This window comes from Variovorax brevis (assembly GCF_030317105.1).
Classification (GTDB): domain Bacteria; phylum Pseudomonadota; class Gammaproteobacteria; order Burkholderiales; family Burkholderiaceae_C; genus Variovorax; species Variovorax brevis.
The window spans coordinates 134206-147551 of the sequence record NZ_JASZYG010000006.1 but is presented as its reverse complement, the minus strand read 5'-3'; the positions used below and the strand labels follow the sequence as shown (position 1 = coordinate 147551).

Here is a 13346-nt window from a genome sequence, read left to right as displayed (position 1 = left end):
TCAACCCAGTGTGATGAGCGAGCGTGCGCCGTCGCGCCGCCCGATGATGTTCAAGAGATTCGAAAGCGCCGCTTCGCGGCCCGGTGCGGCGCTGGCTTCGCCGCTGAAACGCAATGCCCTGCCATTCCATTGCCCGCTGCCGCTCAATTGCAGGCTGCCTTCGCGCGTGGCCAGGATCAGGCTTGGCGCGGGTCCGCCTTCGAGGATGAGGCGATAGCTTCCCATCGGCCTGAGCGTTGAAAGGCTGGAGGAAATGTCGGTGGCGTCCAGCGTGGCGCGCCCGTCCAGTGCGAGCTGGTCCGCCTTGACCTGCATCGTGAAGGCCCGCGTCGACAGGTCGAGCACGCCCTCGGGCTTGAGGGTGTTGAAAGGCGCGCCGAAACCCGTCAGCATGGCCGCCGGCCAGCGCGACTGGCCATCGCGCCAGGCCAGTCGCAAGCCGCTGGCTTGGGGCTGCGCCACGAAGCCCAGGGGCTGCGTTGCACAACAGGGCAGGTCGAGCGCAGCCGACATGCCGTTCCATGCGGGGCGCAGCTTCCATGTGAGCAGGCCGGGCAGCGAAATCGATTCATTGCCGCCCACACCGCTGGAAAACACCACGCCGGCAACACCGTTCCACACCGTGCCGCGCGGATTGACGAGCACGAGATGCCCTTGGGTTTGTTCGCGCAGCACATCCGCCAGCCAGCGCGCGGGTGCGAAGAGCGTCAGCGTGGCGAGCGCGCCGACGATGGCGCCTACGACAGCCCAGCGCCAGCCGTGGCTGGCTGTGCCGGAGGAGCGTGGAGCGCGCGATGCCATCTTTGCGTTGTTCAGCGCGCCGCCGGCAGGCTCATGGAGAGCGTGCCGTCCCAGCGAACTTTGGAGGAGGAACTGTCATCCGCAGCTGCGTCTTTGGCTGTGGCAGCTGGCGCTTCTTTCGAGCGGGTGAGGTGGATTTCGCGCGGCACCGCACGCGCGTTGCCGCGCGCCTGGGCCAGCCACTGGGCCAGTGCTTCCGCTGACGCGCCACGCACGCTGACGCTGACGGCTTCGCCACCGCCTGAATTCTGGACTTGCGCCGTGGGGCCGAGGCCAGCGCTCACCGCTGTTTCCAGCGCGCGAACCGCATCGGCCCGGTTGGCCCGCGGTTGCGCCTGCAAGTCCTTGGCCTGCGCCTGCAGCGTGCGCATTTGCTGAAGCTGGGTGTCGAGCCGGGCGTGCTCGGCGGGGGCGGCTGACAGGGTGCGAATCGCCGGCGCCAGCGCCACCCACCACAGCAAGGCCACGACGATCACCGTCACGGCAATGCTCACCATGCGGCGCTCGCGCGGGGCAAGCTCCGTCCAGTACGTGCGCAGTTGCGCGGTATTCATCGTGCGGCCTCCGATTGCACCAGCAGGATGTCGCCTTCGCCGCGGGCCTGGTAGCCGCGCGGTGCCAGCTTGGTGGCCAGTTCGGTGATTTGTTCAGGCGACAAGCCAAGCCCGCGAAGGCGCAACTGGCCGCCGCTGTAGTCGATGGCTGTCGGCACGCGGCCCGGCGGCAGGTGGGGACCCAAGGCCCCGAGCATGGGTTCGAGGTCGAGCGACGCCACGCCGCCGGTGGCCTGCTGCAGCATCGCGACTTCGCGCGCCATTTGCACCGGCGCATCCACCACCAGCTTCACCGAGGGAAAGGTCTGGGTCAGGATGCTGTTCACCGTGCTGCGCTTGGACTCGAGTGCGCTTCGCTCTTTCCAGGCCCACGCGTTGAGGCCGATGAGTTGCGCCAGCACCAGCACCACCGCGCCCCATCGGGCGGCGCGCCATTGCGGCGCGTGACGCAGCGTCTGGAGGAGGGAGGCGAACTTCTTGCCGGCACGCACGCGGTTGCTGCTGGCCAAGTCGAACTGCGCCAGGTCCCAAGGGCCACGTGTGGCCTGCAGCCACCGCTCTGCCGTCTGGACGATGGGCAGGCGCATGCCCAACAGCGCTTCCGCCTGCTGCGCGACCGCGGGCTCGGCGCTGGCAATGACGGTGTCGATCGGGGCGTTGACGGCCACCGCCAGGCTGGCGGCACCCAGCGGCAAGCTCAGTACGCCATTGGCATCGCATACCGTGAGTTGCGCGTTTTCCGCATCGCCGGTGGCAAAAACTTGGGCCGGCGCACCGTCGGGCTGCGGCGCGAATTCCGGAACGATGCGCACCACGCGACGCCCCGACCCTTCCAGCGCCTGCACGGCAGCGCGCAGCGCAATGCGGCTGGACACCGACACCCAGATGGGCTCGTTGACCTTGGCGCCGGGTTCGAGCGCGAAGTGAAGGCTTTCCGGCTCGTCGAGCAAACGGTCTTCGAGCAGGCCGTCGAGCACGGAACGTACACGCACGGCATTGCCCAGCGTGCCCTGCGGCAGCGTGACGCTGTGCCATGACAGCGCGGCGGCCGGCAGGAGCATTACGACCTCGCTGGCCGCGGGCAGCAGCGCCAGCGGCGCACTGCCGTGGGCCGCCACGCCATGGCCGTCATCCGTGGCGCGCACCCAGCCGTATTCCGCGCCGGAGGAGGCCGGCGACAGCGGGGGGCAAACGAGCATCAAGGGCATTTTTTGGCAGGCGAAGGGGTGGCTATTGTAGGTTCCGACCATTCACGTCGCTACAGAATTGATAGCGTGGTCGACAAGCAGGGTGCGCGTTGCAGCCCCTATATATTCAACAAATGTGAACCGTTCCCTATAGTTTCAGGGTTTGGCCTGCGTAAACGTGGCGCCGGCGCCACGGTTGCGCCACACGACGGAAACCTGCATGCCGTCACGCCGGAGCAGCGAGTGTTCCTCCACCCAGATCTTGTCCAGGCGCAGCCGTGCGTGCAATTCGAAATAGCTTGTGCTCACACTTTGCTGTCCTTCAGCGAACTGCGCGCTGCTTTCGGGCATCAGCTTCTGGGCGTCTGCCAGGCTCGAAAAGAAACGGTTGGTGCGCTGCGCGACCAATCGCTTCGCGCTCGCGAGGTCCAGAGAAGGCAGGCTGGCCGACAAGGCCTCGGCGGTGGCCGTGTTGATGTTGAGCGGTGTGCTTACGGGCAGGACCGTCACATAGGGCGTGATGGCCGCGACGGTCGATGCGGAGAGGCCCAGCCACGTGAGTTGCTCGAGTTGCTGGGGCATCAGCGGCGCACCGGCGGAATCGCTGTCCGACATGCTGGAAGTGGTCTGCGTGCCGGTCGATGGAGTGGTGCCGGAAACTGCTGCACCTGCTGCCGGATTGGTGGCGCCAGTTGGGTTCGAAGGGGCAAGGCCGGCAGTCGCACGCTGCAGATTCGCGACCAGCACCGCGACTTCCTGCGTCGGCACGCCGATCAACTCGAACAGTTTCGTAAATGAAGCGACAGCCGTGGGCACCGGTTTTCCGCCGACCACCAGGTTGGTGACGTTCAGCTTGGACTGCCCATCGATGATGCGCCCCGACATGAAGGCGTCAGGAAGCCCTTCGAGCGCGTCGCTCGCGATGTTCTTGTCGGCCGCCAGAAAGGTGGAAAGGCGCGCTTCTTCCAGCGGAATGGCCCATGGCTCCTGAAGATGATCCGCGCCACCCGCGCGGCCGTCTTCGCGCAGGATCAGGCGCGCCCAGTCCGACGCGCCAACCAGCACCCATGCCGATTGCACGCGCGAGCGCTCGGCCGCCTCGACCTCGACGGCGCGCCACTGCTGCCACATTGCTGCGGCGGCAAAGGTCGCCACGAGGGTGACGGTGAGCATGGCCGTCAGCAGCGCCGCGCCGCGCTCGCGCAATTTGGGTGGCGACGTCCTCATGATTTTGCAGTCGCAAGGGTGGGGCGGACCCAGTCGCGCGTCAGCGTGCCGCTGAGCGCGGGGCCCGGTGGGAGCACGAGCAACAGTCGAATGCCGTCGGGCAGGGCGTTTGTCGTGGTCGATGCTGGAGCAGACGCCGTGCCCGACGTGGCGTCGCTGCTCTGCGCCGGCCCCCATTGCCCATTGCGGAAATACTGGATCTGCCACTCCTGTACCGGCATGAGCGCGACGTCGGTTCCTTGCGCGTTTTCGGCGCTGTTGTTCGCCCACGCCGCGGCCTGGTTCCATGCGAGCCGCCAATCGCCCCGCGTCGTCACCGGAGCCGATTGCCAGCGGTGCCAGCGCGTGCCAGTGTCGTCCGTGCGCAAGGTCCATGCGACGACGAAGACGGTTGCCGCCGGGCCGTCGCTGCCGCGGCGGGTGATGCGCAAGGCCCTGCCGTCCCAGTCGATCGGCAGCGTTGAAGCCAAGGGCACGGCCGCGTCGAGGTCGGCGCCCCATTGCGACAGCGTGGCTTGCAGCGTCAGCACGGCGTCGGCGCGCCCCTTCAACTGGGACTGCGTCCGTGCCATGCCATCAAGTCCGCGCCAGCTCATGATCGCCAGCAGCGCCATCACGGCGATGGCGACCAGCAGCTCGATGAGCGTGAAGCCGCGAAGGCGGGTGCGGCTGCGGCGATGGCGCGTCATGTTCAATAGCGCCCCACGACGGTCGACAGGCGCAGGATCGGCGCATCTGCCATGTCGCGCACCTGCACGTCGACGCGGCGGAAATTCGGATTCAGCGTGGGCGTGGTCGACACCGTCAGGTTGAAGTCGGTGTTGACTTGCGAGCACACCATGCCGGCCTCGCCGATGGCGGGCATCTGCACCGCCAGCCGCGCCTTGGTGAGCTCGTTTTCCGCGCACAGTTGGGCCAACAGCATGTCGGATTCGCGTTGCGCATTGCGCACCAGCGCCGAGGTGGCTTGCGATGCCGCCGCAAGGGCGATCGCGACGATGCCAAGCGCCACGAGCACCTCGATCAGCGTGAAGCCAAATTGCCTGCCGCGGTTCATGGGCCTTGGGTTCAAGGTGGGTTCGTCACGGCGAAGGGCCGCAGGCCATCCGTGGCGATCACGAGGGTGCGCGCAGGCGGTCCGTCCGACGTGAGCACGACCTGCTGCGCGGCAATGATGGGCTCGGGCCCGAGCTGAATGGCCGGCACGCGCCGGCCGTTGGCCATGGCGGCCTGCGCGCTCATTCCGCTGGCGAGCCATTGGCTTGGCAACGCGCCCGGGTCGACGCCCTCGAAAGTGAAGCCGTCCTCCGTCACATGCCAGCGAACCGGCATGCCACTGGCGCGCGACTGGGCGCGGGCGGACTCGAACAGGGCGGCCAAGCGCTCGGCCTCGCGGTCGATGGTGGCCTGACCGCTGTCACGCAACGCCAGCCCCACGCCGGACATGGCCAGCGCGATGATCGCGATCACGACCAGCAGTTCGATGAGTGTGAAACCGCGCGTCTTCCGACCGGGGCCGGCTGGGTCTTGCGGCGCGCGCCAGACGCTCGCGCGGGCTTGGGCGCAGCGCTGGTGATGGTTATTGCCAGCTGCCGATGTCGGCATTGTTGCCTTCGCCGCCGGGTTGGCCGTCGGCACCGAACGAGAACACATCGATCTCGCCCTTGATGCCCGGATTCAGGTATTGATAGGGGCGGCCCCAAGGGTCGTTGGGGAGCTTTTCGACGTAGGGCTTCCAGTTGGGCGCCGCGGGGCCGGTGGTGGGTCGCGCCAGGAGGGCTTGCAGGCCTTGTTCCGAAGTCGGGTAGCGCTGGTTGTCCAGGCGATAGAGCTTCAAGGCCTGCATCAGGTTGTTGACGTCGGTCTTGGCGGCGGTGACGCGCGCGTCGTCAGCCCGCCCGATCACGTTGGGCACGATCAATGCCGCAAGGACGCCGATGATCACCAGCACCACCATCAACTCGATGAGCGTGAAGCCGCGTTGCAAGGTGCGGCGCTGTGGGCGTGTAGCTGAAGTCATGGGTGGCGGGTAGGGAGGCAACAAAAGGTGATGGCGACGCATGAAGCGCCGGGCGCGCTGAATGATAATCCGGCCCCATGTCGGCATCTTATGTTCCCGCCCGTTGGCCAGCGCCCGTTGCGACGGCGTTTGTCTGGGCCCTTGCCGCGGCCAGCGTCGCCTATTGGGGGCTGAAGCTCGGCGCACCGCCCGATTCAGCGGCGCCGCCTGCAGTGGCGAATGGGCCGGTGGCGGTGGATTCAGCCGACGTGGCCAAGGGCCTTGGTGCGGTGACGCGCGGCCCGACTGCGCTTGCGCCTGAAGCGGGCAGTCGCTTCGTCCTGCTGGGCGTGGTGTCCGATGGCGACCAGCGTGGCGCGGCATTGATCGCGGTCGACGGCAAGCCGCCGCGGCCCTTCCGTGTCGGCCAGGTGATAGGCGATGGCTATGTGCTGCAATCGGTGAACAAGCGTGCAGCTGCGCTCGGCACGCGCGTGGGTGCGCCCACGTCGCTGACGCTTCAGCTGCCCAAGCCCGCTGCGGCGACGGGTGTTTCGTCGGCCTCTTTGGCTGCGTCACCGCCCAGGGTGCCCAACTTCGCGCCGGTCATGGCGCCCGGAATGGCGCCGGGCACGGTGCCATCGGTCGTGCCGAACATGGGGCCCGGCGTCGGACCGGCCATCGCGCCTGTGGTGCCTGCGACGCCCACGTTGCCTGCGGACGGGGGCTGACCCTCAAGGCTCACAGGCCTTCACGCCCGCAGGCCTTCACGCCCGCAGGTCTTCGCGCCCGCAGGGCTTCACGCTTGGAGGAAGAGGCGATAAGCCGGGTTGTCCGTTTCCTCGACGAACGGATAGCCCAATGCTTCGAGGAAGCTCGTGAACGCATCGTGATCGGCCGGCGGCACCTGCAGGCCGACGAGGATGCGGCCGTAGTCCGCGCCCTGATTGCGGTAGTGGAAGAGGCTGATGTTCCAGTTCGGCCGCAAGAGGCTCAGGAACTTGAGCAGCGCGCCCGGCCGCTCCGGAAACACGAAGCGCAGCAGGCGTTCTTCGTGTGCCAGGCCGGTTCGCCCGCCGACCATGTGGCGCAAATGTTCCTTGGCAAGATCGTCGTGCGTGAGATCCAGTGCGCCGAATCCGTGTGCCGTGAAGGTGTCGGCAATGGTCCTCGACTCGCCGCGCGTGGTGGTGGTCAGGCCGACGAACACATGGGCTTGCGACGCGTCGCTGATGCGGTAGTTGAACTCGGTCACGTTGCGTGAGGCGCCGGGCAACTCGCCGATCAGTTCGCAAAAGCGCCTGAAGCTGCCGCGCTCTTCGGGAATCGTCACGGCAAACAGCGCCTCGCGTTCCTCGCCCACTTCGGCGCGTTCGGCCACGAAGCGGAGCCGGTCGAAGTTCATGTTGGCGCCGCAAAGGATCGCCGCATAGGTCTCGCCACGCGTGCCGCGCGCTTCGACGTATTGCTTGATCGCCGCGACGGCGAGAGCGCCCGCAGGCTCGACGATGCTGCGCGTGTCGATGAACACGTCCTTGATCGCGGCACACACGGCGTCGGTGTCGACCGTGAGGTACTCGTCGACGAGATTGCTCGCGATTCGAAAGGTCTCTTCGCCAACCAGCTTGACCGCCGTACCGTCGGAAAACAAGCCGACGTCGGCCAGGGAAATTCTTTCTTTTGCTGCGACCGATCTGATCATTGCGTCGGAATCGTTCATCTGAACGCCGACAACGCGTATCTCTGGACGCACTGCCTTGATGTAGTTGGCGACGCCGGAGATCAATCCACCGCCACCAATGGCGACGAACACGGCGTCGAGCTTGCCTTGGTGTTGCCGCAGGATTTCCATCGCGATCGTGCCCTGTCCGGCGATCACATCCGGGTCATCGAATGGGTGCACGAAAGTGAGGTTGTGCAGCTTCTGTTGCTCGAGCGCATGGACGTATGCATCGGAGTAACTGTCGCCATGCAAGTGGACCTCGCCACCCAGCGCCCGCACAGCGTCAATCTTGAGTTGCGGCGTCGTCACGGGCATCACGATGACCGCACGCGCGCCAAGTTTGTGAGCACCCAAGGCAACGCCTTGCGCATGGTTGCCAGCCGATGCGCAGATCACGCCATTCGCAAGTTGCTCGGCCGAAAGTTGCGCCATCTTGTTGAAGGCTCCGCGCAACTTGAAACTGAACACCGGCTGTTGATCTTCGCGCTTGAGCAGCACCGTGTTTCCCAAGCGCGCACTTAATGCACGGGCCGGTTCAAGCGGTGATTCGACAGCCACGTCGTAGACGCGGGCCGTGAGGATTTTCTTGAGGTAGTCGGCGGGCGTGAGTGCCGCGGCATCGACCGGCTGCGGCGCGTTCTTCGTGGGAGGAGTTTTCATGGTGAGCCAGCGATATTAAGAGGCATCGGGATAGACGCGGGCGCGCCAAGAAAAAAGCCCCCGGACCTTGCGGTTCGGGGGCTAAATCCACCAATTGGGAGGGTGGAGGAGACAACTGGGGCACAGCGACTGGCTGTGCGATGAAATAAAGTATACCCAGTGCTTGCTGCATTGCAACAAGTTACACGTGCTTTTTTGCCAACAAATCGACGACTCTTCCCACGTCGTTACTCACGAAATCGCAATATGGAATGCACAGTCAGCTGGACGGGCGCGTCCGGAGCCCAATCGTCCATGGGCTTCATCGCCGAAACCGGAACGGGACATGTCCTGGCCATGGACGGCGCGCCGGACACGGTCAAGCCTGAGAACGGGGGGCGCAACCTGGCGCCACGCCCAATGGAAACCGTGCTGGCCGGCGCAGGGGGCTGTACGGCGTACGACGTGGTCTTGATCCTCAAGCGGGGCCGTCATCAGGTCGAGCGTTGCAGCGTCAAACTCACCAGCGAACGCGCCGAAAAAGACCCGAAAGTCTTCACAAAGATCCACATGCATTTCGTCGTTGCCGGCAAGGGCATCCCCCCCACTGCAGTGGAGCGGGCAATTGCCCTTAGCCACGAAACCTATTGCTCGGCAACGATCATGCTCGGTAAAACCGCTGAAATTACGACGAGCTACGAACTCATTGAGTCCTGAATCCGAGTGCTTCCCAGGCTAGATGCGGTGCGCGACCGTCGTCATCACTCGGGAGGCAACGCGCATCAGCGATTTGGCCACGCCCGGCAACTCGGCCGCGCCTGCGCTCCATGCTTGGGCGGCGTGACGGGCCTCATCCAGTTTCATCTGGTGGACGATGGCGCGGGATGATTGGTCTTCACGCGGCAGTCGGTCCAGGTGCCCATCCAGGTGCGCTTCGACTTGGCGCTCGGTTTCAGCGACGAATCCAAGGCTCAATTTGTCGCCGAGCCGTCCGGCGACAAGTCCAACGCCGAATGCTCCCGCGTACCAAAGCGGATTGAGTAGCGAGGGGTGTGCACCCAGCTCGTCGAGCCGACTGCGCGTCCAGGCGAGGTGATCCGTTTCCTCGCGGGACGCCTCCAGGAAGTGTTTTCGAAGCGCCGGGTCACGCGTAACCGCCGCCTGTGCCGTGTAGAGGGCTTGGGCACACACCTCCCCGACATGATTCACCCGCATGAGGGCCCCAGCCTCGCGACGCTGCGCTTCGCTGAGCGGTTCATCGCGCGCTTCCGGCCTTGGTATCGGGCGAGAGGCTGAAGGCCGCACAAAAACAGTTCGCAGGGCCTCATCAGCGAGGGTGAGAAGGGTGTCGATCGGGCGGTTCATGATGCGATTTGAACCCATTCCGTGGCTGCGATTTTCGAGACGAGAGGCATTCCACATCGTGAATGATCTGTCGATAACTGCCCTTTGTTGCACCACTGCAACGAAACGCCGCAACCCATAGATATTTCAGCTGAATTGCTTTGCCCTGAGCCACCTGCTCTGGTGCAATAGCATCAACTTCCCAAAAGGAGGTTGGCCCGGGGTCCGGTGGGAGCACAAAAGTGCCAGTCACAGTGAGCCCTCTGCACCGGAGCCCTATGTTTAACCTTGGAGAAACTTGCAATGAAAAAATCTCTAGTTGCTCTGGCTGCCCTGGCTGTTGCCGGTGCTGCTTCGGCTCAGTCGTCGGTCACGCTGTTCGGTATTGTTGACGCGGCAGTCAGCTACTACTCGAACGAAAGCTACAACGGCGTGAAGGCCAACCAGACGGCTCTGTCGAACTCGGGCTACAACTCGAGCCGCCTTGGCTTCCGTGGCACGGAAGACCTCGGTGGTGGCTTGGCTGCCAGCTTCTGGCTCGAAGCCGGTTTGGCCAATGACGTTGGCGGCGCTGGTGCGAATCCGGGTGCGACGAACCCCATCACGGGTCAGCTGTTCAATCGTCGTTCGACGGTGAGCTTGTCGGGTGGTTTCGGTGAAGTCCGCCTTGGCCGCGACTATGTGCCGACCTTCTGGAACGACACGATTTTCGATCCGTTCGGCACGAACGGCGTGGGCACGAACGCTATCTCCAGCGCGGTGGGTGCTGTTGCCGCCGGCGGCTCAAGCAACGCTCCCAACTACGTTCGCGCAAACAACACCATTGGCTACTTCCTGCCGTCCAACCTGGGTGGCTTCTATGGTCAAGTGATGTTTGGGCTTGCTGAGCGCACCGAATTCGATCCGGCCTCCGCCACCCCGACTGGCGTGTTCCTCGGTGGTCGCTACGCTGGTGGCCGCTTCGGCTACGCCAACGGTCCTCTGGACGTTGCTGTTGCCTACGGCGAGAACACGGTCGCTTCGAACTTCCAGGGTGGCGGTTCGGCAGAGGTCAACACTGGCAACCTGGGTGCATCGTGGGACTTCGGCTTCATGAAGCTGATGGGTGAGTATTCTCAAGTCGACGCGAAGTCGAATCTGCCGTTGCTGGCTCTTGATCAGACCTACCGTGGTTACCTGATCGGCGCGACCTTCCCGGTCGGCCCTGGTTTGATCCGCGTGGCGTATTCGCACACCGACATCGACACCAATTCGGCTGTGGTTGATGATCCGGCTTCGGACAAGTTCGCACTGGGCTATGTCCACAACCTGTCGAAGCGCACGGCTCTGTACGCTACCGCTGCTTACCTGAAGAACAAGAACGGCGCTACGTTGACGATCGGTGGCAGCCCAGCGATCGCCACCAACACGGCCTTGGGCCTGCCGGTCGAAAAGTCGTGGGGCTACGACTTCGGTATCCGTCACTCGTTCTAATCTGATGCTGGCCTAGCCAGTTCAGATCGAATGATCAAAAGCCACTCGACGAAAGTCGGGTGGCTTTTTTCATTTCCATGCACGCGTGAGGTGTCAAAGGGCCGCGGCACAAGCCTTGCTCTGTTAGCATCAATAGACACAATTTGAAGCGATGTTCGCATTTGTTCTGCGTCGCCTGGTCCAAGCCGTCATCGTGATGGTGGTCGTCGCGTTCATTGCGTTTCTGCTCTTCCAGTACGTTGGCGATCCCGTGGTGTTCCTTTTGGGGCAGGACGCCAAGCCCGAGCAGATCGCACAGCTGCGGGCCGATCTGGGCTTCGATCGCCCCTTCTATGTGCAGTTCTGGCACTTCCTTGTGCAGGCGGCGCAAGGGGAGTTCGGCCTCAGCCTGCGCCAAGGCGTAAAGGTGTCTCGCCTCATGGTCGAAAGGCTGCCGGCGACGCTGGAGTTGTCGATCGTCGCAGCCGTCCTCGCACTCGCGGTGGGCGTTCCGATGGGCGTGTATGCGGCCCTGCGTCGCGGCTCCTTCTTCAGCCAGACCCTCATGGCGCTCTCGCTGCTGGGCGTCTCCCTGCCGACCTTCCTGATCGGCATCCTGATGATCCTCATCTTCTCGGTGTGGCTTGGCTGGCTGCCCAGTTTCGGGCGCGGCGAAGTGGTCAACGTCGGCCGATGGCAATCGGGGCTGCTCACGCGCGATGGATGGAGCCACATGGTGCTGCCGGCCATCACGCTGGCGGTGTTCCAACTGACGCTCATCATGCGGCTGGTGCGCTCCGAAATGCTGGAGGTGCTGCGCACTGACTACATCAAGTTTGCGCGCGCACGGGGCCTGTCGGATCGCGCCATTCACTTCGGCCACGCACTGCGCAACACGATGGTGCCGGTCATCACCATCACCGGTCTGCAACTGGGCTCGCTGATTGCCTTTGCCATCATCACCGAGACGGTGTTCCAGTGGCCCGGCATGGGCCTGCTCTTCATCCAGGCGGTGAACTACGCGGACATCCCGGTGATGGCGGCCTACCTGTGCCTCATCGCGCTCATTTTCGTGACGATCAATCTGATCGTCGATCTGCTTTATTTCGCCGTTGATCCGCGGCTGCGCATCTCGGCGCGGGGAGGTCATTGATGTCATTGCCACGCTTGCAGGTTTCGGGTCGGGCCTTTGCCCACATTGCGCGTTTCTATCCGGAGATGACGGCCTTCAGGCGCGACCTGCATGCGCATCCGGAACTGGGCTTCGAGGAGGTCTACACGTCGGCCCGCGTGCAGGAGTCGCTCAAGGCCTGTGGCGTCGATGAGATCCATACCGGCATCGGCAAGACCGGCGTGGTTGCCGTGATTCGCGGCCGTTCGACCGCCAGCGGCCGGATGATCGGCCTTCGCGCCGACATGGACGCCTTGCCAATGCACGAGGACAACGACTTCGCCTGGTGCTCGGGCAAGGGCGGCCTGATGCACGGCTGCGGTCACGACGGCCACACCGCCATGCTCGTGGGCGCGGCGCGCTATCTCGCCGAAACGCGGCAGTTCGACGGAACGGCGGTGCTGGTCTTCCAGCCCGGCGAAGAGGGCTTTGCCGGCGCCCGCGTCATGATCGAAGACGGACTGTTCGACCGCTTTCCGGTGCAGTCGATCTACGCCATGCACAACTGGCCGGCCATGCCCGCGGGCACCGTCGGCATCAATTCGGGTCCGATGATGGCGGCGGCCGATCGCGTCACGATCGAGGTCGTGGGCAAGGGCGGACATGGCGCGCATGCGTATCTCACCGTCGATCCCGTGGTCGTGTCGGCGCACATCATCACGGCGATCCAGACCATCGTCTCGCGCAATGTGCGGCCGATCGATGCGGCGGTGATCAGCGTTTGCGCCGTGCAGGCCGGCGACCTTGGCGCCATGAGCGTGGTGCCCGGCAAGGCGACGCTCGTAGGCACGGTGCGCACCTTCAACGTGAACCTGCAGGCCGAGATCGAAAGGCGCCTGCACGAGTTGTGCACGGCCGTGGCTTCGGGCTTTGGCGCCACAGCAACCGTGAAGTTCGAGCGCATCTATCCCGCCACCATCAACACGGCCACCGAGGCCATGTTCGCCGGCGACGTCGCGGAGGCCCTCGTCGGCGGGCGCAACGTCGATCGCAACATGGACCCGAGCATGGGTGCGGAAGACTTCTCGTTCATGCTGCAGAAGAAACCGGGCGCGTATCTGCGCATCGGCCAGGGTGCGAAGGGCGGCGCTTTCCTGCACAACAGCAAATACGACTTCAACGATGAGATCCTGCCTTTGGGGGCAGCCATCCACGCCAGCCTGATCGAGCAGGGCATGCCATTGGGCACACCTGCACAGGCACAGGAAAACGCCGACGCGCACGCATCAGGAATGCCCGCATGATCGCG

15 protein-coding genes are annotated in these 13346 nt (G+C 64.6%); 5 read left to right on the top strand and 10 right to left on the bottom strand.

The annotated features are described in order from the left end of the window. The 8 genes from gspN to gspG all read right to left on the bottom strand — a co-directional run bounded on the left by gspN (position 1) and on the right by gspG (position 5789). Complete coding sequence (gene gspN / locus QTI66_RS20265) at positions 1-801, bottom strand: type II secretion system protein N (RefSeq protein WP_286561656.1); 801 nt, start codon at positions 799-801, stop codon at positions 1-3. Positions 802-812: 11 nt separating this feature from the next. Next, entirely contained in the window at positions 813-1355 is a 543-nt protein-coding gene (locus QTI66_RS20260; RefSeq protein ID WP_286561655.1) for a type II secretion system protein M, read from the bottom strand. Then, positions 1352-2563, bottom strand: a complete 1212-nt coding sequence (gene gspL / locus QTI66_RS20255) for a type II secretion system protein GspL (protein WP_444815024.1) — start codon at positions 2561-2563, stop codon at positions 1352-1354. Before gspL ends, QTI66_RS20260 begins: the two co-directional genes overlap by 4 nt. 135 nt (positions 2564-2698) lie before the next feature. Further along, positions 2699-3769, bottom strand: coding sequence for a type II secretion system minor pseudopilin GspK (gspK, locus tag QTI66_RS20250; protein WP_286561653.1), 1071 nt, complete (start codon positions 3767-3769; stop codon positions 2699-2701). After that, positions 3766-4458 (bottom strand): prepilin-type N-terminal cleavage/methylation domain-containing protein, encoded by a 693-nt coding sequence (locus QTI66_RS20245; protein ID WP_286561652.1) that lies wholly within the window; start codon positions 4456-4458, stop codon positions 3766-3768. Before QTI66_RS20245 ends, gspK begins: the two co-directional genes overlap by 4 nt. Positions 4459-4460: 2 nt before the next feature. Next, positions 4461-4826, bottom strand: a complete 366-nt coding sequence (gene gspI / locus QTI66_RS20240; protein WP_286561651.1) for a type II secretion system minor pseudopilin GspI — start codon at positions 4824-4826, stop codon at positions 4461-4463. Positions 4827-4837: 11 nt separating this feature from the next. Beyond that, positions 4838-5374 (bottom strand): GspH/FimT family pseudopilin, encoded by a 537-nt coding sequence (locus QTI66_RS20235; protein WP_286561650.1) that lies wholly within the window; start codon positions 5372-5374, stop codon positions 4838-4840. Next, positions 5349-5789, bottom strand: coding sequence for a type II secretion system major pseudopilin GspG (gene gspG / locus QTI66_RS20230; protein WP_286561649.1), 441 nt, complete (start codon positions 5787-5789; stop codon positions 5349-5351). Before gspG ends, QTI66_RS20235 begins: the two co-directional genes overlap by 26 nt. A 77-nt stretch (positions 5790-5866) precedes the next feature. On the opposite strand from gspG, the gene QTI66_RS20225 reads away from it, so the two are divergent. Further along, on the top strand, positions 5867-6499 hold the full coding sequence (locus QTI66_RS20225; protein WP_286561648.1) for a hypothetical protein: 633 nt from the start codon (positions 5867-5869) through the stop codon (positions 6497-6499). Between the two features lie 68 nt (positions 6500-6567). Here the strand turns inward: QTI66_RS20225 and ilvA are convergent, their stop codons facing one another. Beyond that, positions 6568-8151 carry a threonine ammonia-lyase, biosynthetic gene (gene ilvA, locus QTI66_RS20220; protein ID WP_286561647.1) on the bottom strand — a complete coding sequence of 528 codons (1584 nt, stop codon included), beginning with the start codon at positions 8149-8151 and terminating at the stop codon, positions 6568-6570. Between the two features lie 246 nt (positions 8152-8397). Between ilvA and QTI66_RS20215 the strand changes: the two genes are divergently transcribed. Next, entirely contained in the window at positions 8398-8847 is a 450-nt protein-coding gene (locus tag QTI66_RS20215; protein WP_286561646.1) for an OsmC family protein, read from the top strand. Positions 8848-8865: 18 nt separating this feature from the next. Here QTI66_RS20215 and coq7 read toward each other — a convergent pair whose 3' ends face one another. After that, positions 8866-9495, bottom strand: a complete 630-nt coding sequence (coq7, locus tag QTI66_RS20210) for a 2-polyprenyl-3-methyl-6-methoxy-1,4-benzoquinone monooxygenase (protein ID WP_286561645.1) — start codon at positions 9493-9495, stop codon at positions 8866-8868. A gap of 282 nt (positions 9496-9777) precedes the next feature. Between coq7 and QTI66_RS20205 the strand changes: the two genes are divergently transcribed. From QTI66_RS20205 to QTI66_RS20195, 3 genes are all read left to right on the top strand, one after another. After that, entirely contained in the window at positions 9778-10947 is a 1170-nt protein-coding gene (locus tag QTI66_RS20205; protein WP_286561644.1) for a porin, read from the top strand. Positions 10948-11098: 151 nt separating this feature from the next. Then, positions 11099-12079 (top strand): ABC transporter permease, encoded by a 981-nt coding sequence (locus tag QTI66_RS20200; protein ID WP_286561643.1) that lies wholly within the window; start codon positions 11099-11101, stop codon positions 12077-12079. Beyond that, positions 12079-13341 carry a M20 aminoacylase family protein gene (locus QTI66_RS20195; RefSeq protein WP_286561642.1) on the top strand — a complete coding sequence of 421 codons (1263 nt, stop codon included), beginning with the start codon at positions 12079-12081 and terminating at the stop codon, positions 13339-13341. The genes QTI66_RS20200 and QTI66_RS20195 overlap by 1 nt, the downstream gene beginning before the upstream one ends. The last annotated feature ends 5 nt before the right edge of the window (positions 13342-13346 follow it).

Excerpts from the sequence above, each read along its gene's own strand:
- QTI66_RS20225 (WP_286561648.1), top strand. The coding sequence starts at position 5,867 with ATGTCGGCATCTTATGTTCCCGCCCGTTGGCCAGCGCCCGTTGCGACG.
- QTI66_RS20205 (WP_286561644.1), top strand. The coding sequence starts at position 9,778 with ATGAAAAAATCTCTAGTTGCTCTGGCTGCCCTGGCTGTTGCCGGTGCT.
- QTI66_RS20215 (WP_286561646.1), top strand. The coding sequence starts at position 8,398 with ATGGAATGCACAGTCAGCTGGACGGGCGCGTCCGGAGCCCAATCGTCC.
- QTI66_RS20200 (WP_286561643.1), top strand. The coding sequence starts at position 11,099 with ATGTTCGCATTTGTTCTGCGTCGCCTGGTCCAAGCCGTCATCGTGATG.
- QTI66_RS20260 (WP_286561655.1), bottom strand. The coding sequence starts at position 1,355 with ATGAATACCGCGCAACTGCGCACGTACTGGACGGAGCTTGCCCCGCGC.
- gspG (WP_286561649.1), bottom strand. The coding sequence starts at position 5,789 with ATGACTTCAGCTACACGCCCACAGCGCCGCACCTTGCAACGCGGCTTC.
- gspI (WP_286561651.1), bottom strand. The coding sequence starts at position 4,826 with ATGAACCGCGGCAGGCAATTTGGCTTCACGCTGATCGAGGTGCTCGTG.
- ilvA (WP_286561647.1), bottom strand. The coding sequence starts at position 8,151 with ATGAAAACTCCTCCCACGAAGAACGCGCCGCAGCCGGTCGATGCCGCG.
- gspL (WP_444815024.1), bottom strand. The coding sequence starts at position 2,563 with ATGCCCTTGATGCTCGTTTGCCCCCCGCTGTCGCCGGCCTCCTCCGGC.
- gspN (WP_286561656.1), bottom strand. The coding sequence starts at position 801 with ATGGCATCGCGCGCTCCACGCTCCTCCGGCACAGCCAGCCACGGCTGG.
- gspK (WP_286561653.1), bottom strand. The coding sequence starts at position 3,769 with ATGAGGACGTCGCCACCCAAATTGCGCGAGCGCGGCGCGGCGCTGCTG.
- QTI66_RS20245 (WP_286561652.1), bottom strand. The coding sequence starts at position 4,458 with ATGACGCGCCATCGCCGCAGCCGCACCCGCCTTCGCGGCTTCACGCTC.
- QTI66_RS20235 (WP_286561650.1), bottom strand. The coding sequence starts at position 5,374 with ATGCCGACATCGGCAGCTGGCAATAACCATCACCAGCGCTGCGCCCAA.
- coq7 (WP_286561645.1), bottom strand. The coding sequence starts at position 9,495 with ATGAACCGCCCGATCGACACCCTTCTCACCCTCGCTGATGAGGCCCTG.
- QTI66_RS20195 (WP_286561642.1), top strand. The coding sequence starts at position 12,079 with ATGTCATTGCCACGCTTGCAGGTTTCGGGTCGGGCCTTTGCCCACATT.